The 23,142-nt window shown below is 62.3% G+C and carries 16 protein-coding genes; 11 read left to right on the top strand and 5 right to left on the bottom strand.

Annotated elements, in window-relative coordinates:
• The first annotated feature begins 97 nt into the window (after nucleotides 1-97).
• The 7 genes from metG (at nucleotide 98) to QY049_RS02705 (ending at nucleotide 9,160) form a co-directional block, all read left to right on the top strand.
• Nucleotides 98-2,062: a methionine--tRNA ligase gene (gene metG, locus QY049_RS02675; protein ID WP_301268799.1), complete on the top strand. Its 1,965-nt coding sequence runs from the start codon at nucleotides 98-100 to the stop codon at nucleotides 2,060-2,062.
• 221 nt (nucleotides 2,063-2,283) lie between these two features.
• Nucleotides 2,284-4,341, top strand: coding sequence for a PAS domain-containing sensor histidine kinase (locus tag QY049_RS02680; protein ID WP_301268800.1), 2,058 nt, complete (start codon nucleotides 2,284-2,286; stop codon nucleotides 4,339-4,341).
• A gap of 159 nt (nucleotides 4,342-4,500) precedes the next feature.
• A complete protein-coding gene (locus tag QY049_RS02685; protein WP_301268801.1) occupies nucleotides 4,501-5,277 on the top strand; it encodes a TatD family hydrolase in 777 nt (258 codons plus the stop codon).
• 13 nt (nucleotides 5,278-5,290) lie between these two features.
• Nucleotides 5,291-6,088, top strand: a complete 798-nt coding sequence (locus tag QY049_RS02690; RefSeq protein ID WP_258761612.1) for an MBL fold metallo-hydrolase — start codon at nucleotides 5,291-5,293, stop codon at nucleotides 6,086-6,088.
• A 149-nt stretch (nucleotides 6,089-6,237) separates the two neighbouring features.
• Nucleotides 6,238-6,834 (top strand): TRAP transporter small permease, encoded by a 597-nt coding sequence (locus tag QY049_RS02695; RefSeq protein WP_258761613.1) that lies wholly within the window; start codon nucleotides 6,238-6,240, stop codon nucleotides 6,832-6,834.
• A gap of 2 nt (nucleotides 6,835-6,836) precedes the next feature.
• A complete protein-coding gene (locus QY049_RS02700; protein WP_301268802.1) occupies nucleotides 6,837-8,150 on the top strand; it encodes a TRAP transporter large permease in 1,314 nt (437 codons plus the stop codon).
• A gap of 32 nt (nucleotides 8,151-8,182) precedes the next feature.
• Nucleotides 8,183-9,160, top strand: a complete 978-nt coding sequence (locus QY049_RS02705) for a TRAP transporter substrate-binding protein (RefSeq protein ID WP_301268803.1) — start codon at nucleotides 8,183-8,185, stop codon at nucleotides 9,158-9,160.
• Nucleotides 9,161-9,229: 69 nt separating this feature from the next.
• Here the strand turns inward: QY049_RS02705 and QY049_RS02710 are convergent, their stop codons facing one another.
• From QY049_RS02710 to QY049_RS02730, 5 genes are all read right to left on the bottom strand, one after another.
• A complete protein-coding gene (locus tag QY049_RS02710) occupies nucleotides 9,230-10,633 on the bottom strand; it encodes an autotransporter outer membrane beta-barrel domain-containing protein (protein WP_301268804.1) in 1,404 nt (467 codons plus the stop codon).
• A gap of 243 nt (nucleotides 10,634-10,876) precedes the next feature.
• Complete coding sequence (locus tag QY049_RS02715) at nucleotides 10,877-12,526, bottom strand: acyl-CoA synthetase (protein WP_301268805.1); 1,650 nt, start codon at nucleotides 12,524-12,526, stop codon at nucleotides 10,877-10,879.
• Between the two features lie 26 nt (nucleotides 12,527-12,552).
• A complete protein-coding gene (locus QY049_RS02720; RefSeq protein ID WP_258761617.1) occupies nucleotides 12,553-14,442 on the bottom strand; it encodes a TRAP transporter large permease subunit in 1,890 nt (629 codons plus the stop codon).
• Between the two features lie 15 nt (nucleotides 14,443-14,457).
• Complete coding sequence (locus QY049_RS02725) at nucleotides 14,458-15,477, bottom strand: TRAP transporter substrate-binding protein (protein ID WP_194475919.1); 1,020 nt, start codon at nucleotides 15,475-15,477, stop codon at nucleotides 14,458-14,460.
• Nucleotides 15,478-15,946: 469 nt separating this feature from the next.
• Nucleotides 15,947-17,080, bottom strand: a complete 1,134-nt coding sequence (locus QY049_RS02730; protein WP_301268806.1) for a DUF2235 domain-containing protein — start codon at nucleotides 17,078-17,080, stop codon at nucleotides 15,947-15,949.
• A gap of 371 nt (nucleotides 17,081-17,451) precedes the next feature.
• Between QY049_RS02730 and qatA the strand changes: the two genes are divergently transcribed.
• The 4 genes from qatA to qatD are packed head-to-tail and all read left to right on the top strand — an operon-like array spanning nucleotide 17,452 to nucleotide 22,607.
• A complete protein-coding gene (qatA, locus tag QY049_RS02735) occupies nucleotides 17,452-19,446 on the top strand; it encodes a Qat anti-phage system ATPase QatA (RefSeq protein ID WP_301268807.1) in 1,995 nt (664 codons plus the stop codon).
• Nucleotides 19,433-20,470 carry a Qat anti-phage system associated protein QatB gene (gene qatB / locus QY049_RS02740; RefSeq protein WP_301268808.1) on the top strand — a complete coding sequence of 346 codons (1,038 nt, stop codon included), beginning with the start codon at nucleotides 19,433-19,435 and terminating at the stop codon, nucleotides 20,468-20,470. The genes qatA and qatB overlap by 14 nt, the downstream gene beginning before the upstream one ends.
• The gene (gene qatC / locus QY049_RS02745; protein WP_301268809.1) at nucleotides 20,470-21,873 is read left to right on the top strand and encodes a Qat anti-phage system QueC-like protein QatC; all 1,404 of its coding nucleotides are present in this window, start codon (nucleotides 20,470-20,472) and stop codon (nucleotides 21,871-21,873) included. Before qatB ends, qatC begins: the two co-directional genes overlap by 1 nt.
• Complete coding sequence (gene qatD, locus QY049_RS02750; protein WP_301268810.1) at nucleotides 21,870-22,607, top strand: Qat anti-phage system TatD family nuclease QatD; 738 nt, start codon at nucleotides 21,870-21,872, stop codon at nucleotides 22,605-22,607. Before qatC ends, qatD begins: the two co-directional genes overlap by 4 nt.
• Nucleotides 22,608-23,142: the final 535 nt, after the last annotated feature.

Genomic DNA, 23,142 nt, shown 5'->3' on the forward strand with positions numbered 1-23,142 from the left:
AAAAGTGCGGAGCGGTTTTCCGAAATGAACGTGCTCAAAGCAACAACCTAACGCAAATTCGATTTCATATTTCGAGAAGCCGGTAAAGGAATTCGTCGTGGCAACGCGAGCTAAGAAAACCGCCAAGGGCAAGAAGGTTGCGAAAAAGGCAGCCAAGACGACTGCCAAGAAAGCCACGAAGAAGGCCGTGAAGGCGCTTGCGCGCAAAGCTGCCAAGAAGGTCAGAAAGACCAAGAAGGCTGCCGCGAAGAAAGGCGTGAAAAAGGCTGCCGCGAAAACAGCAAAGAAGGCAGGCAAAAAGGCTGCGAAGAAGCAGGTCGTCGCCAAGAAGACGGTGAAGAAGGCAGCTAAAAAGGCAGTCGAGGCTCCCACGAAGAAGGCGGCCAGGAACGCGACAGCACCGGCCGTCATCGCCGCACCGGCTTCTGGTGTCGCTCCGCCGAAGGCTGTGAAGCCCAAGGTCTCAAGACCCAAAGCCCGGCCTGCGCCGAAGCAGGCAGCGTCCGTTGCCGCCCCCGCGCGCGACAATGTTTTCTACATCACCACCGCGATCGCCTATCCCAATGGCAGTCCTCATATCGGCCACGCCTATGAGGCGATCGCCACCGACGTGCTGGCGCGTTTTGCGCGGCTCGACGGCAAGGATGTGTTCTTCCTGACCGGTACCGACGAGCACGGCCTGAAGATGGTCCAGACCGCGCAGAACGAGGGCCTGACACCCGCCGCGCTCGCAGCTCGCAACGCCGCCCGCTTCAAGGAGATGGACGAGCGACTGAATGTGTCGTTCGACCGCTTCATCCGCACCACGGAGGAGCAGCACCATCGCTCGACCCAGGAGATCTGGCGTCGCATGGAAGCGAACGGCGACATCTATGCCGACACCTATTCCGGCTGGTACTCCGTGCGCGACGAGGCGTATTACGCCGAGGACGAGACGCGCCTGAACGACGACGGCGTGAGGTTGGGCCCGCAGGGCACGCCGGTCGAGTGGGTCGAGGAGAAAAGCTATTTCTTCCGTCTCTCGGCCTATCAGGACAAGCTGCTGAAGCTCTACACGGATCGCCCCGACTTCATCGGACCCGACTCCCGCAAGAATGAGGTGGTGAGCTTCGTGAGGGGTGGCCTGCGCGATCTCTCGATCTCGCGCACCACGTTCGACTGGGGCGTGAAGGTACCCGGCGACGAGGAGCACGTGATGTATGTCTGGGTCGATGCGCTGACCAACTACATCACCGGCGTCGGCTTCCCCGACGAGAGCGACAAGAACTGGCGCTATTGGCCGGCGGACGTCCACATCATCGGCAAGGACATCATCCGCTTCCACGCGGTGTACTGGCCTGCATTCCTGATGTCAGCCGGCATTCCCGTGCAGAAGCGGGTCTATGCCCACGGATTCCTGTTCAACAGGGGCGAGAAGATGTCGAAGTCGGTCGGCAATGTCGTCGATCCCTTCAACCTTGCCGACCAGTACGGCGTCGACCAGATGCGCTATTTCTTCCTGCGCGAGGTGCCGTTCGGGCAGGACGGCAACTACAATCATGAAGCCATCGTCGCGCGCATCAATGCCGATCTCGCCAACGATCTCGGCAACCTCGCGCAGCGCTCGCTGTCGATGATCGCCAAGCAACTCGGTGGCGTTCTGCCGGCGCCCGGCGAGTTCAGCGACAACGACAAGGCGATCGTGGCGATGGCCGACGGCATGGTCGCCGCGTCGCGGGAGGCAATGTCGACGCAGCAGATCCATCAATGGCTCAATGCCGTGTGGGCCGTGGTCGCGGAGGCCAACCGCTATTTCGCGGGCGAGGCACCGTGGGCGCTGGCCAAGACCGATCCTGTCAGGCAGAAAACGGTGCTCTACGTCACCGCCGAGGTCGTGCGCCAGATCGCGATCCTGGCCCAGCCGGCGATGCCGACAGCCTCGAGCTTGCTGCTCGACAGCCTCGGCATTCCCGCGGACGAGCGCAACTTCGCAATGCTCGGCGGCGCGAAGCGGATCGCGCCCGGCTCGACGCTGCCAGCGCCGACGCCGGCCTTCCCGCGCTACATCGAGCCGGCGGCCTGAGGCGTTGACCGGCAACTCGGAATTCAGGCGCGCCTTGGGCGACCTGCGCTGGATTCCGGGACCTGTACCATCCCTCACCTGATCACCTTAGACAGGTATCCAGATGGGTAACGAATCGCGCGACTGACGATGACTGCGCGACTTCGTCGGAGTCATTGATCCGAATCAATGCAATTCGTGTCATGGACTCTGCTCTTCGCACCTAAGCAAATAGGTGAGAATTGAATCCACTGGCCATCAAAGAGGACGGCAAGACGCTCGGAAGGTTTGGTAGTTTGCCCAGACTTGGACTGCGGCAGCGATTACGAAACCTGCGATTGGGGAAGGGGGCCGCACATCGAGACCAGACAACAACCGATTTGCGCGCGAGCGAGGCTAGGTTCAAAGGAGTCCTGGCGGCCAGTCCAGACTCTGTTATCATAGTCAACGACGCGGGCCTGATCGAATTCGCCAGCGACCGTGTCACGGATATCTTCGGATATGCGCCTGGCGAGCTTGCCGACAAGCCAATTGAGGTGCTCATCCCCGAACGATTTCGTGGTGCACACCTCGATCAGCTCAAAACCTATTTCAGGAAGCCGACGACCCGGATGATGGGAAGTGGGCTGTTCTTATGGGGCCGTCGCAAGGATGCGACGGAGTTTCCAGCGGAGATCAGCCTCAGTCCGGTTGCAATGGCCGATAGAGCCGCGGCAATCGCCGCGGTGAGAGACATTTCTGCTCGCAGAGCCCTTGAAGCCCTTCAGCAAAAAGCAGCGGAAGCCTTGCGGGAAAGCGAAAGGCGCCTGAGATACTTCATCAAATACTCTCCGGCCGCGATTGCGATACTCGATAAGGAACTGCGCTACCTCGTTTACAGCGACCGGTGGCTCGCCGACTATGGCCTCGCGGGGCGGGACCTGCGCGGGCTGTCACATTATGAAGTCTTTCCTGAGATCCCGGATCGCTGGCGCGACATTCATCGCCGGGCACTTGCAGGCGAGACGCTTCGTGCCGATGAAGATTCGTTCACGAGGGGCGACGGGCGCGTGCAATGGCTGCGCTGGGAGGTGCGCCCCTGGTTTGACACCCTTGGCAATATTGGCGGCGTTGCCTTCCTGACCGAGGACATCACGGATCGCAAGCGGATGGAAGCGCAGCTGTTGCAGGCGCAGAAGATGCAGGCCATTGGGCAACTGACGGGCGGCATCGCGCACGACTTCAACAATCTCCTGACGGTCATTCTCGGCAACGCAGAAACCTTGCTGGACGAGATGAAAGATGACGATGCACATCGAAAGCTGGTCGAACCTATCTTTGCGGCCGCCGAGCGCGGCGCAGGTCTGACGCATCTGATGCTCGCCTTTGCTCGTCGCCAGGCGCTCGAGTCGAGCACTTTTGATCTGAATGAGGTCGTGACGCGCATGAATGCGCTGATGCGACGCACTATTGGCGAGAATGTCGAAGTCGATCTTCGGCTGACGAAATCGTTGTGGAGAGTAACAACCGATATCCGTCAAATGGAGACTGCAATTCTCAACGTCGTTCTCAACGCGCGCGATGCGATGCCGCAGGGAGGCAAGCTGACGATCGAGACTGGCAATGTCGAACTGTCGGAAGATTATGCGGCCCACAGTGTGGAGGTGATTCCGGGCCAATACGTCATGATGGCCCTGTCCGATACGGGAAGCGGCATTGCGCCCGAAATACTCGATCGCATCTTCGAGCCGTTCTTCACGACCAAGCCCGTCGGCAAGGGAACGGGCCTTGGGTTGAGCATGGTGCATGGCTTCGTCAAGCAGACCGGCGGCCACATCCAGATCTACAGCGAGGTCGGACACGGCACCTGCGTGAAGATCTTTTTGCCACGTGCCAAAGCCGATGCGACGACCGCTGTTCCATCAGCCTGGACTCCTGCAACTCTCGCGACGGGCACTGAATCGATCCTCGTTGTCGAGGACGATCCTCATGTGCGCCTATTCGCGGTCCAGCAATTGCGCCGCTTGGGTTACAGTGTGACCGAGGCCAGCGACGGACGTTCCGCGCTGCAGGAGGTGGCGCGTTCAGGTGCGCCCGATCTGTTGTTCACAGATGTCGTCATGCCTGGCGGCATGACCGGAAGCCAACTCGCCGAGCGGGTCGGGCAGATGGCCCCCGGCATCAAGGTCCTGTACACCTCGGGCTATACCGAGAACTCGAGCCTCCATCATGGCCGGCTGGATCCCGGTGTGCATCTGCTGCAAAAGCCATACAGGAGCGAGAAGCTCGCGCACAAGGTACGAGAGGTTTTGGACCTCTGATACCGCAGCAACTGCTGGTCTCAGCGTTTGGGTGAATGTGCTTCGGAACCGGCCGACTGAGCCATTTTCGGTCCCGTTGACGTCCCCGCACGCTTCGCCTACCTGTGAAAGGATGGTCCCGTCCGACCTCGGGACTCTTTGGAAAGCGATACTCGAAAAATGCTGGTCGACAGCCACTGCCATCTGGATTTTCCCGACTTTGCGGAAGATCTCGACGGGATCGTGTCGCGTGCCCGTGCGGCCGGCCTCACGCGCATGGTCACGATCTCGACGCGGGTGCGCAGGCTCGATCAGCTTCTCGCCATCGCCGGGCGCTACGACGACGTCTATTGCACGGTCGGCACTCATCCGCACAACGCGGATGAGGAAGACGGCATTTCGCCGGACGAACTGATCGCCCTCACGCAGCATCCCAAAGTCGTTGCGCTCGGCGAAGCCGGGCTCGATTATTTCTACGATGACGGCTCACCGGAAGCGCAGGCGAGGGGCTTTCGTGCCCACATCGCGGCTGCCCGCGCCACCGGCCTGCCGCTGGTAATCCATACCCGCGAGGCGGATGAGGATTGCGCCCGCATCCTGGAAGAGGAGGCGGCGAAAGGATCGTTTCGCGCCGTGCTGCATTGTTACACCGGCGGGCGCGAGCTGGCGCTGAAAGCTGTGTCGCTCGGGCTCTATATCGGCTTCACGGGCATCCTGACCTTCAAGAAGTCGGATACATTGCGCGCGCTTGCGGCCGAATTGCCGTCCGACCGTATTCTGGTTGAAACAGACTCGCCCTACCTTGCGCCGGGCAAGTTCCGGGGCAAACGCAACGAGCCGGCCTATGTGGTCGAGGTTGCGAAGGTGCTGGCCGAGACGCGTGGCGTGTCGTTTGACGAGATCTCACGCCAGACCAGCGAAAACTTCTTCCGCCTGTTCTCCAAGGTGAAAGCTTGAGGTTCAGAGCCGCATGACGCTGACGCTGACGATCCTGGGCTGCGGCTCTTCCGCCGGGGTGCCGCGCCCGGCCCTCGGTTGGGGTGCCTGCGACCCTGCGAATCCCAAGAACCGCCGCCGCCGCTGCTCGCTGCTGGTCGAAAGGACATCGCACCACGGCACCACGCGTATCGTGATCGACACCTCGCCCGACCTGCGCGAGCAGTTGATCGCGACCGACGTCGACCACATCGACGCAGTGTTCCTGACGCATGAGCATGCCGACCAGACCCACGGCATGGACGACCTGCGCTCCGTGGTGATCCACATGCGCAAGCGCATTCCCGTTTATTTCAACCAGTCGACCGCGAAGGACATCATGGCGCGGTTCTCGTACTGCTTCATCTCGCCGGAGGGCAGCGATTATCCGCCGATCCTGACGCGGCATTCGATCGAGGCAGGCGGGAGCCAGATCGTCATCGGCAAGGGCGGAGATGTGACCATGACCGCCTTCCTGGTCCAGCACGGCAACATTCCCGCCCTCGGTTATCGCATCGGCAATGCCGCCTACACGCCCGATCTCAACGACATTCCGCGCGAGAGCTGGGGCGCCCTGGAGAACCTCGATCTCTGGATCGTCGACGGCCTGCGCTACACCGGCCATCCGAGCCATTTCAGCATCAACGACGCACTGTCCTGGATCGAACGCTTCAAGCCAAAGCGTGCCGTCATCACCAACATGACCGCCGACGTCGACTACGAGGTCATCCGGCGGACGCTGCCCGCGGGCGTGGTGCCGGCCTACGACGGGCTGCGGCTGGAGACCGTGTAGGCCCGGCTGGGGGAAATTCTCCAACGCGCCGGCATCTTCCTTGCTTGCAGGGGCCGTATCGTGTTGGTCTAACGTCTCAAAGACAGGCGTGTGACGGCGGCCATAATCAACGAAGCCGGCAACGCGCCGAATATTGGGGTGCGCGAGGATTGGGGGCCGCATTGGCGGAGCATGACGACATCGAAGCACCGGGATTGCTCCGGCGCGCTCTCGACCTTCTCTATCTCGGGGCGGGCTATGCTGCCGGCATGTTCCTGGTCGCGATATTTGCGATCATGATGGTCATGTCGGTCGGCAGGCAGTTCGCGATCAACATTCCGGCCGGCGACGATTTTGCGTCCTGGTGCATGGCCGCGATGGCCTTTCTCGGCCTGGCTCACACCTTCAAACGTGGCGAGATGATCCGCGTCGGCCTTCTGCTGGAGCGTCTGCGCGGACGCATGCGGCAGCTCGCAGAGGTCGTGGCACTCGGAATCGCGACGATCTTCATCCTTTATTTCACCCGCTGGGGGGCGCAGATGGCCTACGATTCCTGGCGCTTCAACGACGTGGCCCAGGGCGTCGTCCCCGTCCCGCTGTGGATTCCGCAGCTCGGCTTTGCTGGCGGCCTCGCGATACTGTCCATCGCGGTGATCGACGAGATGATCAACGTGCTGCGCGGCCGTCGGCCGAGCTACGAGAAGGCATCGCCGGACGAGACGCCGGACGAGTTCATCGAGCGCATCTCGCAGGGCGGGGGAGGGTGACCATGGCCAATCTCGGCATGATCGAACTCTCGTTCATTCTGCTTGGCGTAATGATCCTGCTGCTCGGGAGCGGCGTCTGGATCGCAGTGTCGCTGGGACTCGTCGGCTTCGTGGCGATGGCTCTGACCACGAGCCTGCCGCTCGGTTCGGTACTGGCGACCACGACCTGGAGTGCGAGCTCGTCCTGGACTCTCGCCGCTTTGCCGCTGTTCATCTGGATGGGAGAGATCCTGTTCCGGACGAAGTTATCGGAAGAGATGTTTCGAGGCCTATCTCCCTGGGTGCAATGGCTGCCCGGGCGGCTGACGCATGTGAACGTCATCGGCTGCGGAATCTTTGCGGCGGTGTCGGGCTCATCGGCTGCGACTTGCGCGACGATCGGCAAGATCGCGCTACCTGAGCTCGATGGACGCGGCTACGACAAGGGCCTCAGCCTCGGCTCTCTGGCGGGCTCCGGCACACTCGGCCTGCTGATCCCACCGTCGATCCCGATGGTCGTGTATGCAGTCACGGCCAACGTCTCCGTCTTGCAGGTATTCCTTGGCGGCTTCCTGCCGGGGGCACTCGTCATGGTGCTCTACTCCGGCTACATCATCATCTGGTCGCTGCTCAATCCGACGAAGATCCCGCCGCGCGATCCCCCGATGCCGTTCCGGCGGAAGCTGAAGGAGTCGGCCAAGCTCGTACCGTGCCTGCTGCTGATCCTCGCCGTCTTCCTCTCGCTCGTGCTTGGCTTTGCAACCGCGACCGAATGCGCAGCATGGGGCGTCGCGGGCGCGCTGCTGCTGGCGTGGTGGAGCGGAACGCTCACGCGCAAGAACTTCGTCGAGAGCGTCATGAGCGCGACGCGCCTGACCTGCATGATCATGCTCATCCTTGCGGGAGCCGCCTACACCACCGCCGCGATGGCCTATACGGGCATCCCGGCGGCGCTCGCCACCTGGGTCCAGGGGCAGCAGCTCACGCCCGGCATGCTCGCACTGTATCTGAGCATCATGTACATCATCCTCGGCTGCCTGATCGACGGCATCTCGATGATCGTGCTGACTGCCGTCATCGTGCTGCCGATGGTGAAACAGGCCGGGCTCGATCTGGTGTGGTTCGGCGTCTACCTCATCATTCATGTCGAGATGGCGCAGATCACCCCGCCTGTCGGCTTCAACCTGTTCGTGCTTCAGAACATGAGCGGTCGCGATACCCTGACTGTCGCCCGGGCGGCGTTCCCGTTCTTTGTGCTGCTTCTAGCCGCCGTGTTCATCATCACCGAATATCCGCAGATCGTTTTATATCTGCCCAAGCTCGCGTTCCCCGACTGAGGTTGGCGCGTTTTACCGTGAGGAGAAGCTCGATGACGTCTCGCTTGTTGCTCTCAGGACTGATCGCTGGCGCGCTGTTTGCCGCCACGCCTGCCTTCGCCCAGACCAAATGGAATTTGCCGGCGGCATATCCGGTCGACAATCCGCACTCGGAAAACCTGGTGGCGTTCGCCAAGGACGTCGAAGCCGCCACCTCCGGAAAGCTTCTGATCACGGTTCATCCCAACGCCTCGCTGTTCAAGGCGCCGGATATCAAGCGCGCCGTGGTGACCGGGCAGGCGCAAATGGGCGAATTGCTCCTTTCGATCCACGAGAACGAAGATCCGGTGTTCGGCATCGATGTCGTGCCGTTCCTTGCGACGAGCTTTCCCCAAGCGATGAAACTATATCAGGCGTCGAGGCCGCTGATCGAAAAGAAGCTGGACGCGCAAGGTCTCAAGCTTCTGTTCGCGGTGCCGTGGGCGCCGCAGGGCGTCTACGTCAACAAGCCGCTCGCCTCGATCGAAGACATGAAAGGCCTCAAATGGCGCGCTTATAACGTCGGTACCGCGCGTATCGGCGACTTGGTCGGTGCCCAGTCGGTCACGATTCAGGCCGCGGAGCTGCCGCAAGCGCTGGCCACGGGCGTGGTGAATTCATTCATGTCGTCGGGCGGGACGGGCTACGATTCCAAGGCCTGGGAGTCGCTGAAGTACTTCTACGATGTGCAGGCCTGGATTCCGAAGGATTACACGTTCGTCAACAAAGCCGCGTTCGAGGCGCTCGACAAGCCGACACAGGATGCCATTCTCAAGGCCGCCGCCACCGCGGAAACGCGCGGCTGGAAGGCATGGGAAGAGAAGGCCAATTGGTACATCGATCAGCTCAAGGCCAAGGGCATGACCGTTGAGCCGCCCAGTCCGGCGCTGAAGGCGGGTTTCCAGAAGATCGGTGAGCAGCTTACCGCCGACTGGCTCAAGAAGGCCGGTGCGGACGGCCAGGCCATTATCGACGCCTATAAGAAGATGTAACGGCAAAGAGAAATCCCGTTCGCAGTCGTGCATGCGGGCGGGATTTCTCGCTTGTGTCTTGCAGATCGATCACCAGGCGTAGCGGACAATCGCCTTGCCGGTGTAAGCGCGCACCAGGCTCGACAGCTCGCTGTCGAAATTTGCGCTGGACGACCAGCCGTTCATGCCGCGCAGCTCGAGAGCTACGCCTGTCAACGCCGAGTTCGGCGCAAGCGCCGTGGTCCCGATCACGAAACCTTGGCCGGAACCTTGGCCGGAGATCGCCTGGAACACTGCAGGCATTGCCTGCATCGCGCTGAAATCATGCGCCCAGGCCACGCGCCCACGCAGATCGAGCAGACTGCCCGCCAGCACGAAGGACATGCTCGTGCGCAGGCCGAGCTCGCTCCGCCCGTCGGTGAAACTGTTACTGATCGCTGACGGCTGGGATGGATCGGCGTAGGACGACTGTCCCGTGTAGGCGGCGAGGCGGAACATCGTCACCTGGCCGGCCACGTAGGGCGTGACGCCGAGCCATGGCGTCGCGATCCGGTAGCCGCTCTCGATACGGCTGGAATAGGCGTTGGCGTTGACGGCGGCGCTGAGCTGATCGCCGCCGGCAATGGCCGTCTGCCGATCGCTGGTGATAGCCTGCCAGCCATAAGCCAGCGCGGTCGCGACATAGGCCGCGCCGATGGAGCGCCTGACGAAGGTGCCGGCCTGGAACAGGTCGGAGCGGCCGCTCGAAAAACTATTGGCAAAGCCGGTGCCGCCGCCGGCGAGCGCAAATCCCATCCGCGTCTGCGGCGAGAGCGAGTAGTCGGCGCCGACGGCCGTGGCGTAGCTGCGGGCCGACGAACCGTTGCCGTCGGTCGTGGCCTGCGAACCGCCGAAGCCCGCAGCCCATATGCTCCAATGCGGAGCTGCAAGTGACGGCTTGCCGTAGATTGCCGCATAGGCCTCGCGCCCGATGCCGCCATGCGTGCGGTCGTTGCCGAGATCGGCATAGTTCGAGAGCTCCGTGTCGAACTCGGGACGGCCAAGGCCGCGTCCATCGATCGCGGGATCGAGCAGGGTCTGGGTGAACTGCGTCATCGCGAGGAACGTGGCCTGCGCGGTCTCGGTCTGCGAGGAAGCCGCGGAGCCGCCAAAGGCCTGTCGCATGCCGAGCCTGCCTGCGCCGGCGAGACCTGGCGGCACGGCGCTCCAGCCAGGGTTCGACTGCATCCCCGGGCCGCCAATATTGCCGGCGCCGTACGGTGCGCCACCAAAACCCGGCATCGGGGGTGGGGTAGCGAACATCGAGCCGCCGCCCATGCCGCCAAAGCCATTGCCATTGGCAAAATTGCCGAAGCCGCCGGGCGGGTTTGGACCGGGATAGCCAAAATTCTCGGAGCCTGCGAAAGCACCGTACTCGCGCATGACCTGCGCGTCCGCCGCGCGCGGTAGCAGCAATCCGGCCACCAATAGCAGCAGCGCCAGACGCACACGCACGTCTGTGCTCACGACACGAACCGCATGAAGCGCCCCAACCGAGCCGGTCGCCGGCCGCGCAGCCTGCGCGGCGAATCAGGTGGAATCGGCGAATCCGACGGGAGAGAAACGTAAATGCGCCTCTAATCTTTTCCAATCTTTTCCTGCGGTGTCCCGATGTCGTCGGGCATGCACGATCATTTCAAGGTTACGACGCAGCCACATCTCCCGTGCTTCTACGGGGGTCTGAGGCCCGAGCGCGCTTCATGCCGTGATGGCCTTGGCAGAGCCGACCTCGTTGCGCAGCAGGAATTTCTGGATCTTGCCCGTGGAGGTCTTCGGGATCGGTCCAAACACGACCGCCTTCGGCGTCTTGAAGCCGCTCATATGCGTTCGGCAGAACGCGATGATGTCGGCTTCGCTTGCGCTCGCGCCGTCCTTGAGCTCGACAAAGGCGCAGGGCACTTCGCCCCATTTTGGATCGGGCTTGGCGACGACGGCCGCAAAAAGCACGGCAGGGTGCTTGTAGAGGATGTCCTCAACCTCGACGGAGGAGATGTTCTCGCCGCCGGAGATGATGATGTCCTTGGAGCGGTCCTTGATGGTGACGTAGCCGTGCGCGTCGAGCACGCCGAGATCGCCGGTGTGAAACCAGCCGCCTTCGAAAGCTTCCTTGGTCGCCTTCTCGTTCTTGAGGTAGCCCTTCATCACGATGTTGCCGCGGAACATGACCTCGCCGATGGTCTCGCCGTCGCGCGGCACCTCCTGCATGGTCTGCGGATTGATGACGGTGACCCCTTCCTCGAGCGGGTAGGGCACGCCCTGGCGCCGCTTCATCTTCGCGCGCTCGGCGGCGGGCAACTCATCCCAGCCTGGCTGCTCGGCGCAGACGGAGGCGGGGCCGTAGACTTCGGTCAGGCCGTAGACATGCGTCAGCTTGATGCCGATGCTCTCCGCGCCTTCGAGCACGGCGACCGGCGGCGCCGCGCCGGCGATCAGGCCGACGACGCGGCGGGCGGTGCCGCCCTTCGGCGCATCGGGCGCATTGATCAGCGTGTTGTAGACGATCGGCGCGCCGCACATGTGGGTCACGCCGTGCTGCTTGATCAGTTCGAATATCTTGGTCGGCTCGACCTTGCGCAGGCAGACATTGATGCCTGCGGCGGCCGCAAGGGTCCAGGGAAAGCACCAGCCGTTGCAGTGGAACATCGGCAGCGTCCAGAGATAGACCGGATGCTGGCCGAGATTGCCGGCGAGAATGTTGCTGACGGCGTTCAGATAGGCACCGCGATGATGCGTGACGACGCCCTTGGGATTGCCGGTGGTGCCTGAAGTGTAGCTCAGTGCGATTGCGTCCCATTCATCCCCAGGCGGGATCGCCGTGAAGCTCGGATCGCCTTGCGCAACGGCGGCTTCATATTCGATCTCTCCGATGCGCTTGCCCCCCTTGAAGGATACATCGTCAACGTCGACGATGAACGGCTTCGGTCCCTTCATCTGCGCGAGCGCGTCGGTGATGACGAGTGAAAATTCGGGATCGACCAGAATGATCTTGGCGCCGCCATGATCGAGCTGGAACGCGATGGACGGCGCGTCGAGGCGGATGTTGAGCGCGTTGAGCACGGCACCGGTCATCGGCACGGCAAAATGCGCCTCGTTCATCGCCGGAATGTTCGGCAGCATCGCCGCGACGGTATCGCCGACGCCGATGCCCTTACCCGCCAGATACGACGCAAAGCGCTTGCAGCGTTCATGCGTCTGGGCCCAGGTGAAGCTGCGCCCCTCATAGACCGTGCTGACGTGGTCAGGATAGACGGCGGCGCTGCGCGCGAGGAAGCTCAGCGGCGACAGCGGCACGTAGTTGGCAGGGGTCTTGTCGAGGCCGATATTGTACTGGTTGTTCCGATCGCTCATCGACATCCTCCTTGACGCCGCGCGCTCTACAGGAATCCGATCGAGATCCAGGGGAAGACCGCGACGATGATCAATCCCACCAGCAACGCCAGCAGATAGCCCCAGATCGGCCTGATGCCCTCGGCCGGCTCGACCTTTCCGATGGCACAGGCGGCATAATAGCCGACGCCGAACGGCGGGGCGAATAGCCCGATACCCATAGCCAGAATGATGATCATGGCGTAGTGCACTTCATGAACGCCGACGGCGCGGGCGATCGGAAACAGCAGCGGCCCGAACAGCACGATTGCCGGAATGCCCTCCAGCACGCTGCCGAGGATGGTGAAGGCCAGGATCGACACGGCGATGAAGCTCGCAGCTCCCCCCGGCAGTCCGGTCATGGCTGATGCCAGCGAGCGTGAGAAGCCTGATTGCGTCAGGCCCCAGGCCATGCCGGTGGCGGTGCCGATGATCAGCAGGATCGCCCCCGACAGCGCGGCCGTCTCAACCAGCATCGGAAACAGTCGCCGCCAGTCGAAGCGGCGGTAGATGATCAGGCCGACGAGGGCGCCATACACGATGCCGATGGTGGAGACTTCGGTGGCGGTCGCAATGCCTTCGACGACGGCGTAGCGGATCACGAAGGGCAGCGCGAGCGCGGGCAGGGCGATGACGAAGGTCTTGCCGATCTCGGACGCGGTGGCGCGACGGACATGGCTCATGTCCTCGCGGCGATAGCGCCACCACACCAGCGTGCAGAGCGTGAGCGCGAGCACGACGCCGGGCAGCAGGCCGCCGGTGAACAGGGCGGCGATCGAGACGCCGGTGACCGAGCCGATCGTGATCAGCACCAGGCTTGGCGGGATGGTTTCAGTCTGGGCGCCGGTGGCCGCGAGCAGCGCGACGAGATCGCCGGGCTTGGCACCCCGCTGTTTCATCTCCGGGAACAGCACGGGCGCGACTGCAGCCATGTCGGCGGCCTTGGCACCGGAGATGCCGGAGACCAGGTACATGGCGCCGACCAGCACGTAATGCAGACCGCCGCGGACATGGCCCAGCAAGCTCGCCAGGAACGCCACCATGGCCCGCGCCATGCCGGTCATTTCGATCAGCAGGCCCAGGAACACGAAGAGCGGTACGGACAGCAGGATGAGATGGCTCATGCCTTCGTCCATCCGTCCGACCAGTACCATGACCGGCGTGTGCGTGGTCAGCGCCAGATAGCCGAGAATCGCAAGGCCAAAGCCGAACGCAATCGGGACGCCGGCGAATACGCAAAAGCCAGCGACACCGACGAAGAAGATGAGGAGGTTGAGGTTGCCGAGCGGCCGCAGGTAAGGCTGTGCCAGCCAGAACAGCCCGACGACGACAGCGACCGTCAGCGCGGCCGTCAGCACCGTCCGGTAATCGGCCGCGCGTACGAGACGCAACAAGGCAAAGGCCGCCATCAGGCAGATGCCGACCGGTAACGCGACGGCGCGCCACATGTTCGAGATCTGGAGCGCCGGCGTGGTGATGAAGCTCTCTTCGTAGGCATAGTCGTAGGCCGGCCAGACGATCATCGCCAGAAACGCCAGCGCGGCTGAGACCGCCACCAGATCGAGCCACGCTCGCGCTGCAGGTCCTGCGCTGGCGACGATCGCGGTCATGCGCATGTGCTCGGAGCGGCGGAACGCCACCGCCGCGCCCAGCATGGCCAGCCACAGGAACAGGATCGAGGCAAGCTCGTCCGACCAGATCAGCGGCCGATGCAAGCCGTAGCGCGCGACCACACCGGCAAACAAGATCGCGATCTCGGCGACGACCAGAATCGCTGCGGGGATCTCAACGGCGAGGCCGAGAACGCGCTCCAGCGAGGCCAGCCATGAAGGTCGGCGAGGGGACTGAACAGCCACCTCGCCCACCATTTCGGTCACCTGAACCTCGACATGAGCCATGACGGCCCCAGCGCGTTACGACAGCTTGCCGACGGACTTTTCCAGGAGCTCCCAGGCCTGCTCGCCATATTTACCCTTCCATTCGGCATAGAAGCCGGCAGCCCGCAGCTTGTCGCGGAAGGGCGCGACCGTGGGCTGGTTGAAGGTCAGGCCCTTGCCGGCGAGCTCCTGCTGGAGGCTGGCGTTCAGCTTGGCGGTATCTTCACGTTCCTTGACCGCGGCGGCATTGATATTCTTGGCGACGATGGCGCGTACGTCCTGTGGGAGCTTTTCCCAGGCTCTCCGGTTGGCCAGGAACCAGAAGCCGTCCCACATGTGGTTGGTCAGCGAGCAGTATTTCTGCACCTCATAGAGTTTTGCCGTCGAGATGATCGCCAGCGGGTTCTCCTGGCCTTCGACGATCTTGGTCTGGAGCGCGGAATAGACCTCGGCGAAATTGATCGACGCGGGCGCCGCGTCGAACGCCTTGAACATCGAGGTCCACAGGGGCGACACCGGCACGCGGATCTTGAAGCCCTTGAAATCATCCGGGCCGGTGATCGGCTTGGTCGATGAGGTGGTCTGGCGGAAGCCGTTGTCCCAGATCTTGTCCATGACCTCGAGACCGGCCTTCTTGATCTCGCCGCGGACGTAGGCGCCGAGGTCGCCGTCCATGGCCTTCCAGACCGTTGGATAGTCCGGAAACGCAAAGCCGATGCCGTTGATCGAGGCCGCCGGCACCAGGGTCGACAGGATCAGGCCGGACAGCGTGAAGAACTCGACGCCGCCGGAACGGATTTGGCTCAGCATGTCGGTGTCGGAACCGAGCTGGTTGTTCGGAAAGATCTGGAGGTCGAACTTGCCGTTGGTCTCGCTCTTGATCGCCGCAGCCATCTCCTTGGCGCGGGCGTTCATCGGGTGCGAGTCAGGCAGGTTGTTGGCGTATTTGTACGAGAACTCGGCGGCCTGGGCACGGGCCACATAGGGCGCGCTGACACCGCCAAAGACGGCGGTCGCGGCGGAGGCCTTGAGAAGCGTGCGGCGGGAAAAACTCATGGGTCTGCTTCCTCGGAAGTTTGTTCTTGTTCTGAGACGCAAACCTATACGGACGTCTGGTCAGCAGTCATCTGCGATCTCGTGAGGCTCGCTTATTGCAGCCGGATCAGGTCGCGGCAATATCGGCTTTCAGACAAGATCATCGATGCTTGCGGCGTGTGGATCGATGCTCAGGTCAAGGCGGCGAGAATGTCGAGCCAGTGAAGCTGCAATGGAAGGAAACGGGTGTAAATATCTGATCCAATTGAGTATAAATAAATTCCATAATATACCTTATGCGAATTTCGGATATAGGTAGAGGTGTTGTCGAACGTCTGAACCTTCTCTCCGAATCCGAGTCTGTTTTCGGCAATTCTGAGTCTGTCCCCTATGACGCACAGAACCGCGGGCGTGACTGACCGCACGGGCAAAACGTGGGAAGCTAAGTCCGCCAGATCGCACGGTACAATACCGTGCGATCTGGCCTGCTTCAGCGTACCGCGACGCCTGGGTCGGCCGCCATGACAGCGCCGACCAGCGTGGCGGGATCTATCTTCTTCGCCTCGGCCCATGCGACTAGATTTGCTGGACGGTACGTGGCGTCACTGCGCCAGCGGTCGAATACGGAGCCGTCGATGGTCTCATTGATCCGGGAGGTCGTCGCCGCGGTGCCCGTCTCCGGCGGGGTTCCAACCGGCCGAAAGAACCGTTTCGAAAACAAGTGGTAGAGCCCCTTCCCGAACTCGCTGTAGGAATCGTTGATCGTCGGGACCTTCTCCGTCACATCGATCTCGACCTTATCGCGATAGGCGAGTCCCAGAGCGCCGGCTTTCTCCATGAGCCAGACCAACGGGCGTTGGGACAGCGGATCGCTCGCGTAGCCACCGCCGACGTTTGCATGGCAGCCGACGAACCAGCGCTGTTCGACGCGATCGATAGCGCGCTCGGGTGCTCCCGCCTCTCCTGTCTTCACAGTCCGCGTCCAGAACGTCGCCTCGAAGTTTGCCCGGTGCTCGTCGAGCGCCAGCGCGTGGAACGCGTACTCGTTGTCGAGGCGCAGATGGGTGTCAAGGAAGCGGTACTTGTGGACCTTGGCTTCGGCGCTGCCGACGGGGATGCCCATCGACCCGACCGTGTCCCAGACGCCGACGAACTTGATTTTCGCTGGCCGCGAATACTTCGTGAGCCACCTCTCCTCGATTGAAGCCTCCGCCGGCAGAGGCTTCCCGAGCAGCGACCTGATGGTCGGCGCAACGTACAGCCGGTATCGGGCGTACAACTGCTCTATGGACAACGGCGCGCCGAGCCGCAGGATTCCGCACTTGCTGATTAGTCCTGACAGCGACCTGGCCGTGTAGGCGCCGCGGCTGAAGCCGAAGATGAAGATCTCGTCGCGGTCATCGAAGTTCTCTATCAGCCACGTGTACGCCTGGATGATCTCGTCGTCGATGCCGTAGCCGGCAACGCCTCCGCGGACCACCTCTCCGCGGATCGTACCGACGCCCTGCGAGTAATAGACGCGCTGCTCCGGGGTCTCCGAGGTAAGTGACTTCAGCCGCCAGACGTTGGTGTTGTTGTTGAGCGTGTTGAACGTACCGTCGAGGTAGATCGCTAGCTTATTCATGCAAGGCCTTGAAATACAAAGAGAAGTCTAGCCGGATCTGGAATGCGCGACGACTTAGCTAATACTCTACATATGGTTGTGTCGATTTGGCGCAATATCTACTGGAATTACTTGTTTTAGATACCAAATATGGGAGATACGCTAAATTTTAGTCATTTGGAACCAAGCATTTGCAACCAACACTATACCCATGTGAGCTGATTTTGTGGTCCGTGAGCGGGGCCGAACCTAATGGGCCGCCAGCGGCTCAAACCATCCGCGCAGAAGAAGCACCCTCGTCCCGCGGCTCATTGGTGGGCCTTGGCACTCGATGTTGTCGATGACCAGGGCTTATCCGGCGCGGCGAAGGGACCCGGGCAATGGAGGATCGCGTGACTACGGCGAAACGTTCACCGCTCGGCTATCTGAGCGACCAAGAGACCAAGGTCGATCTCCTCAACAACGAGGCGATCTCAAAGACCATCGTCCGACTGATCAACGAGACGGTCGATTCCGCCGTCACGATCGGCGTCCACGGCGACTGGGGCGCCGGAAAATCGAGCGTGCTGGAGATGGTCGAGAAGGCCTTCCCGGATGACGGCGACGTGCTCTGTCTCAAATTCAGCGGCTGGCAATTCCAGGGTTTCGAAGACGCCAAGATCGCGCTGATCGAAGGCGTGGTGACAGGGCTCATCGAAAAGCGATCACTCGCCACCAAAGCGGTCGAAGAGGTCAAGCGGATCCTCAAAAGCGTGGACTGGCTGAAGGTCGCCAAGAAAGGCGGCGGACTGGCGCTGACGGCCTACACCGGCCTGCCGCTCACGGGCCTCGACGATCTGCTCGGTTCCGTCGTCGACAGCGTGAAGAACGCCTTCACCGACAAGGAGGCGCGCGAAGCGGCCATCAAGCAGATCGAGGATTTCAAGAAGGAAAAGAGCGACGAGGCCGCGAGCAAGAGCGTACCGACCGAGATCAAGGAATTCCGCGAGGCCTATAAGGAACTGATCAAGAAGGCCGGCATCAAGCGGCTCGTCGTCCTCATCGATGACCTCGACCGCTGCCTACCTCAGACCGCCATCGAGACCCTCGAAGCGATTAGGCTGTTCGTGCTCTGGGACAGGACGGCATTCATCGTCGGAGCGGACGAAGGCATGATCGAAATCGCGGTCCGCGATCACTTCAAGAACCTCCCCGAAATTGACGTCTCTTCGAACAATCCCCACGACACCGGTCAGAAATACACGCGGTCGTATCTGGAAAAGCTTCTTCAGGTGCCGTTCCGGATCCCCGCCCTCGGCGAGACCGAGACCGGGATATACGTCACGCTCCTACTGCTCGGCCGTGCCCTCGGCGAGGACTCGCCCGAGTTCGAAAAGTTGCTGGCTCTCGGTCGCGCCGCCTTGAGCAAGCCCTGGGAGGGCAAGGGGATTGACCACGACGCGATCAAGGCTGCGGTCGGAAAGCGGTTCGACGAGATCGTCCACGCGGTGACGCTCGCCGACCGCGTGAGCCCCGTGCTGGCTGCCGGTACGAAGGGGAATCCCCGACAGATCAAACGCTTCCTGAACGCTCTCGCGCTCAGGCTTGCCGTCGCCAACGAGCGAGGCTTCGGCAACGCCATCGAAGAGCCCCGTCTGGCGAAGGTCATGCTGGCCGAGATGTACCTCCATCCGACCGTGTTCGATCACATCGCAACGACTGCGGCCAACTCCGAGGATGGCATCTGTCCGGAGATAGCGCTGATCGAAAAGATCGTCGCCGACGGCGCCGGGTCCGCGACGGCGGACGGCCAGGAAAATGGGGCTCCGGAGAACACGAACCCCGTGATCGACGAATGGAAGACCCGCCCCGACGTCATGCGATGGGCCGCGGTCAAGCCGGATCTCGGCGCGGTTTCGTTGAAACCCTACCTGTTCGTGATCAAGGACCGGAAGAATTACCTCGGATCTGCCGCTCCCCTGCCGCCCAAACTCGCCGCGTTTCTCGAGAAGCTGCTAGGCGGCGACATGGCGGCCAAGTCGGTCCTCGCCGACGTCAGAAACCTCGTTCTTCCCGAAGTGGTGCTGTTGTTCGATGCCCTGCGCCGGAAGATGCGCGAGGTGTCGAGTTTCGACGTACGACCGGCGGCGATGGCGGGCATCGCTGTCCTCGTCGAAGCCCACTCGCCACTGCAAGGCCGGTACGTCGACATCCTCGAATCCCTGCCGTCCGATCGCGTCGGTCTATGGGTCGCATCTGGACATTCCTTCGTCACCGAAGAGACCCCGAAGGCCCGCATCGAGGCGCTGCGCGAAAAGTGGAAGAAGACGACAAAAAATCCGCTGTTGAAGAGCGAATTGGAGCCGAAGAAACCGACACGCGGGGGCCGCGGCTATGGGCACGTCTAATCCGTTCGGCGGCGGCAACAACCGCAATCCGCTGGTGCCGGACTGGGTCGGTGGGCCCGGTCCTGGAGGTCCTCCACCCGGCGCTCCGCCGCCCAACGCTCCAGCTCCGGGTGCGCCAGGTCCCGGTGCTCCCGGTACCCCCGCCCCCGGAAACGCCAATCCCGGCGGAGCGAACCCGGCCGGCGGCCCCCCTGCCGGCAATCCGGGCAATGCACCGGCAGGCGGAGACAATTTCGGCGGCCCGGGCGATGGCGACGCGCCGGCGCCGAACCGCTTCCAGAGCGCCCGTACCAACTTCTTCAAGTTCGCCAAGTCCGGCGGAGGCGGTGCGGGCGGCGGAGGTCCCGGACGCGGTGACGGGACCAATCGAAACCTCCGCCGCGCGGTCCGGTCGTTCGTCGGCAAATCGAGCGGCGGCGCCCATCGCGCGACGCAGCGCATGGCGTCGGAACGCGCCGCCACGGCGAGCTTGGGACGGATCCTTTCGAGCGCCGGCACCTCAGGCATTCAGGAGACCGTCCGCCGCCTCGGCCTCGCGCAGTTGGCGACGCTGCCGGTCCAAGACATCTATGCCGCGCTGGTCGACTTTATCTGCGAGCCCGGTGGCGAACTCGACGAGTCGTTCGCAAGAGAGGCCTACCTCAAGGCACTGGCCGAAATCAGCGAGGCCCAGACCGATCTAGAACGGCCTTCTCCCGAAACCTCGGTGTCATTCCTCGCCTCCTTCATCGCCAACGCGATCGAGAACAGGCTGCTCAACGCGATCGGAAACAAGGTCGTCTCGATTCCCCGCGACGTGGCTTCGGTCCAGAACGTCGAACAACAGATCAACGACTTTATCCGCGGCAACGTGAACGACGCGATGGCCGAGGCCGGTGAGGATTTTCCCCTGGATCGGATCGTATCGACCATCGACGACATCTACGAACGTTCGGTCGTCCTGTTGGAGGGATCGGATCAAGACGGTCGCGATCACGACACTGATGATGACCTCGCGACGGATGCTCAAGAGGAGATGGCGTGATGGCGGCCTATGCGCTGATCGGACAGATGGGACCTGGAGACGAGGCGCCGGACCTGACGGGTCGGTGGAAGGCCCAATTCCGACTCGATCTTCTGAGCGGCAATCGGACCTTGGGATTCGGAATGGCGGGCGTCATCCGGAGCCTCGGAAAGCTCGGGGTCTATCCGAGCGAAGTCGGTATCGACGTCCTGGTCCTCGCGGCCATGGTGCACGCCGCCGATACGCGGATCAACCGCGTTCAGACGTCGCAAGACGCGTGGACGCGCGAACTCGGCATTTGCGTGCCGGTATCCGATCCAGAGCTTTGGACCGGACAGCGAGCACTGCTCGAAAAAATGCTGAGATTCCTTACCGGCGACCACTGGTTGGTGTCGTTCAGGGCACGCCCCGAAGAAATGGCCGACTTCGTCAGGCGTCCGGTTGCGGGTCTCCAGAACCACGGGTTTGACAGTGTCGCGCTGTTCTCCGGCGGGCTGGACAGCCTGATCGGCGCGATCGATCGTCTGCAGCAGGGCTCCTACCCCCTATTCGTCAGCCATGGCGGCGACGGAGCGATCAGCAAACCGCAGAAGGATCTGTTCATGGACGTCGCGTCCGCATACCGGAGCGATGACCGCGAACCGAAGCGCATCCGCCTGGGAATGAGCTTCACCGGCAATATCGCTCCCGGAGTCGGTCGCGAGGAAAGCACCCGCGGCCGTTCGTTCCTCTTCATCGCGATAGCCGCCATGGCTGGGTCCGGATTGCGACGGCGCTTCTCGCTCGAAGTCCCGGAGAACGGGCTGATCGCTCTCAACGTTCCGCTCGACGCCGTCAGGCTCGGATCGTTGAGCACCCGCACGACCCACCCCTTCTACCTGCGTCGTTGGAACCAACTGCTGTCGCAGATCGCGATCGACGGTGTCATCGTCAACCGGTACTGGGACAAGACGAAGGGTGAGATGATGGACAGATGCCTCAACCAGGACCTGCTGCGCGATCTCGCCGGCGACTCCCTCTCCTGCGCTCATCCAGCAGCCGGCCGATGGGTCAAATCCGCGACCGGCCGACACACCCACTGCGGCCATTGTGTCCCGTGCCTCATCCGCCAAGCCGCCTTTGACCACGCATGGGGGCGCGGGAACGACCCCACGGGATACAGGATCGACATTCACCGGAATCGGCTAAGCACGCAGACGGCGGAAGGCAAACAGGTGCGCGCCTTCCAATACGCCGTGGCGCGCCTCGAAGGCCGCCCCGATCTTGCCCGTGTTCTGGTCCACAAGCCGGGACCGCTGCTCGAAGACATCGCCCACCTCGACGGGTTGGCCGGCGTCTATTCGCGCGGCATTACAGAGGTCAGCGAATTGCTGCGCGGCGTAGAGACATTTTCACCGGCGGCCGAGGCCGAGATGACGGCATGAGGCTCGTCGACTTCCACTGCCACCTCGACCTTTATCCCGACTTCGAAGCGCTCGTCGCCGAGAGCGACCGGCTCAGGATCTTTACCCTCGCGGTCACCACCACCCCGAAGGCTTGGGCGCGCAACAACAAGCTGGCGTCGTCCACGAAATACGTCAGAGCCGCGCTCGGACTTCATCCGCAGTTGGTGGCTGAGCGCTGGAGGGAGATCGATCTGTGGGAAAGGCTTCTCGCCGAAACGCGCTACGTCGGCGAAGTGGGTCTCGATGCCGGCCCCCGCTTCTATGCGTCGATGGACCGTCAGATTGAGGTCTTCCGCCGCATTTTGCGTTCCTGCGCGCAGGCGGGCGGCAAGATTCTGTCCATCCACAGTGTGCGCACGGCTCCCAAGGTGCTCGACCTGATCGAACAAGAGGTTCCGGAGGGACGAGCGAAATTCGTCTTTCACTGGTTCACGGGATCGGCGGCGGACGCAAGGCGAGCCGCAGATCTTGGCTGCTACTTCTCAATCAACAGTCAGATGCTGGCGACGGATCGAGGTCGGGCGTTGGTTACGTCATTACCGATCGACCGCCTTCTCACCGAAACCGATGGTCCTTTCACATCCCAAGGTGCGGACCCCGCCAGGCCGCGCGACGTTGGACAGACCGTGAAGCAACTAGCGGCGACGAGAGGCATATCGAGCGAGGAAAGCGCCGCCGTCGTGCTGCGAAATCTTAAGAAGCTGACGGGTTAGCCGTCTCTCTGCCCGGTCGGCCGATCGCAATAGCGTCAGTTGGGGCGCTGCCCGCGTTGGCTGCAGTCCGCACAGACTCAGAATACCCGAGAAATGGGCCCGCGAGCATAAACGCGCGTTTTTCGCACATTCGAATTCTCAAGCAGTCGGAAATATCCAGCGAAATCAGGCAGTCCGTTTTCACCTATTCCGAGTCTCGAACTCACGAATTGTGAGTCCACAGTTTTAGATGCACTCGAACTGTGAGTCTGCGTCTGCTTTGCGGCGACGGGCACAGTTGATCTCCTTCAGTCGAGTTCGCATTTCGCCGCCAACGGCAGACTGATTGCGAACGCTAGTAGAACTGCTCGGCGCCTCGTTTGCGCGTCGTGGATCGGAGCGGGGCCGCCTGCATCATTTGCGGGTGTACAAGCCGCCGGCTTCGGGACCGGCATTGGGAAGCTAATTTTTCTACAGCCCGGATCGCAGGGTATCCTACCGTGCGATCCGGACGACGTGCGCATGATCAGGGCCCCCTCGGAAGTGGTCGTGGACA

Origin of the sequence: Bradyrhizobium sp. WYCCWR 13022 (assembly GCF_030435535.1) — a bacterium.
Taxonomy (GTDB): Bacteria; Pseudomonadota; Alphaproteobacteria; order Rhizobiales; family Xanthobacteraceae; genus Bradyrhizobium.

Excerpts from the sequence above, each read along its gene's own strand:
- QY049_RS02685 (WP_301268801.1), top strand. The coding sequence starts at position 4,501 with ATGCTGGTCGACAGCCACTGCCATCTGGATTTTCCCGACTTTGCGGAA.
- QY049_RS02690 (WP_258761612.1), top strand. The coding sequence starts at position 5,291 with ATGACGCTGACGCTGACGATCCTGGGCTGCGGCTCTTCCGCCGGGGTG.
- QY049_RS02700 (WP_301268802.1), top strand. The coding sequence starts at position 6,837 with ATGGCCAATCTCGGCATGATCGAACTCTCGTTCATTCTGCTTGGCGTA.
- QY049_RS02705 (WP_301268803.1), top strand. The coding sequence starts at position 8,183 with ATGACGTCTCGCTTGTTGCTCTCAGGACTGATCGCTGGCGCGCTGTTT.
- QY049_RS02715 (WP_301268805.1), bottom strand. The coding sequence starts at position 12,526 with ATGAGCGATCGGAACAACCAGTACAATATCGGCCTCGACAAGACCCCT.
- QY049_RS02720 (WP_258761617.1), bottom strand. The coding sequence starts at position 14,442 with ATGGCTCATGTCGAGGTTCAGGTGACCGAAATGGTGGGCGAGGTGGCT.
- QY049_RS02725 (WP_194475919.1), bottom strand. The coding sequence starts at position 15,477 with ATGAGTTTTTCCCGCCGCACGCTTCTCAAGGCCTCCGCCGCGACCGCC.
- QY049_RS02730 (WP_301268806.1), bottom strand. The coding sequence starts at position 17,080 with ATGAATAAGCTAGCGATCTACCTCGACGGTACGTTCAACACGCTCAAC.
- qatB (WP_301268808.1), top strand. The coding sequence starts at position 19,433 with ATGGGCACGTCTAATCCGTTCGGCGGCGGCAACAACCGCAATCCGCTG.
- qatC (WP_301268809.1), top strand. The coding sequence starts at position 20,470 with ATGGCGGCCTATGCGCTGATCGGACAGATGGGACCTGGAGACGAGGCG.
- qatD (WP_301268810.1), top strand. The coding sequence starts at position 21,870 with ATGAGGCTCGTCGACTTCCACTGCCACCTCGACCTTTATCCCGACTTC.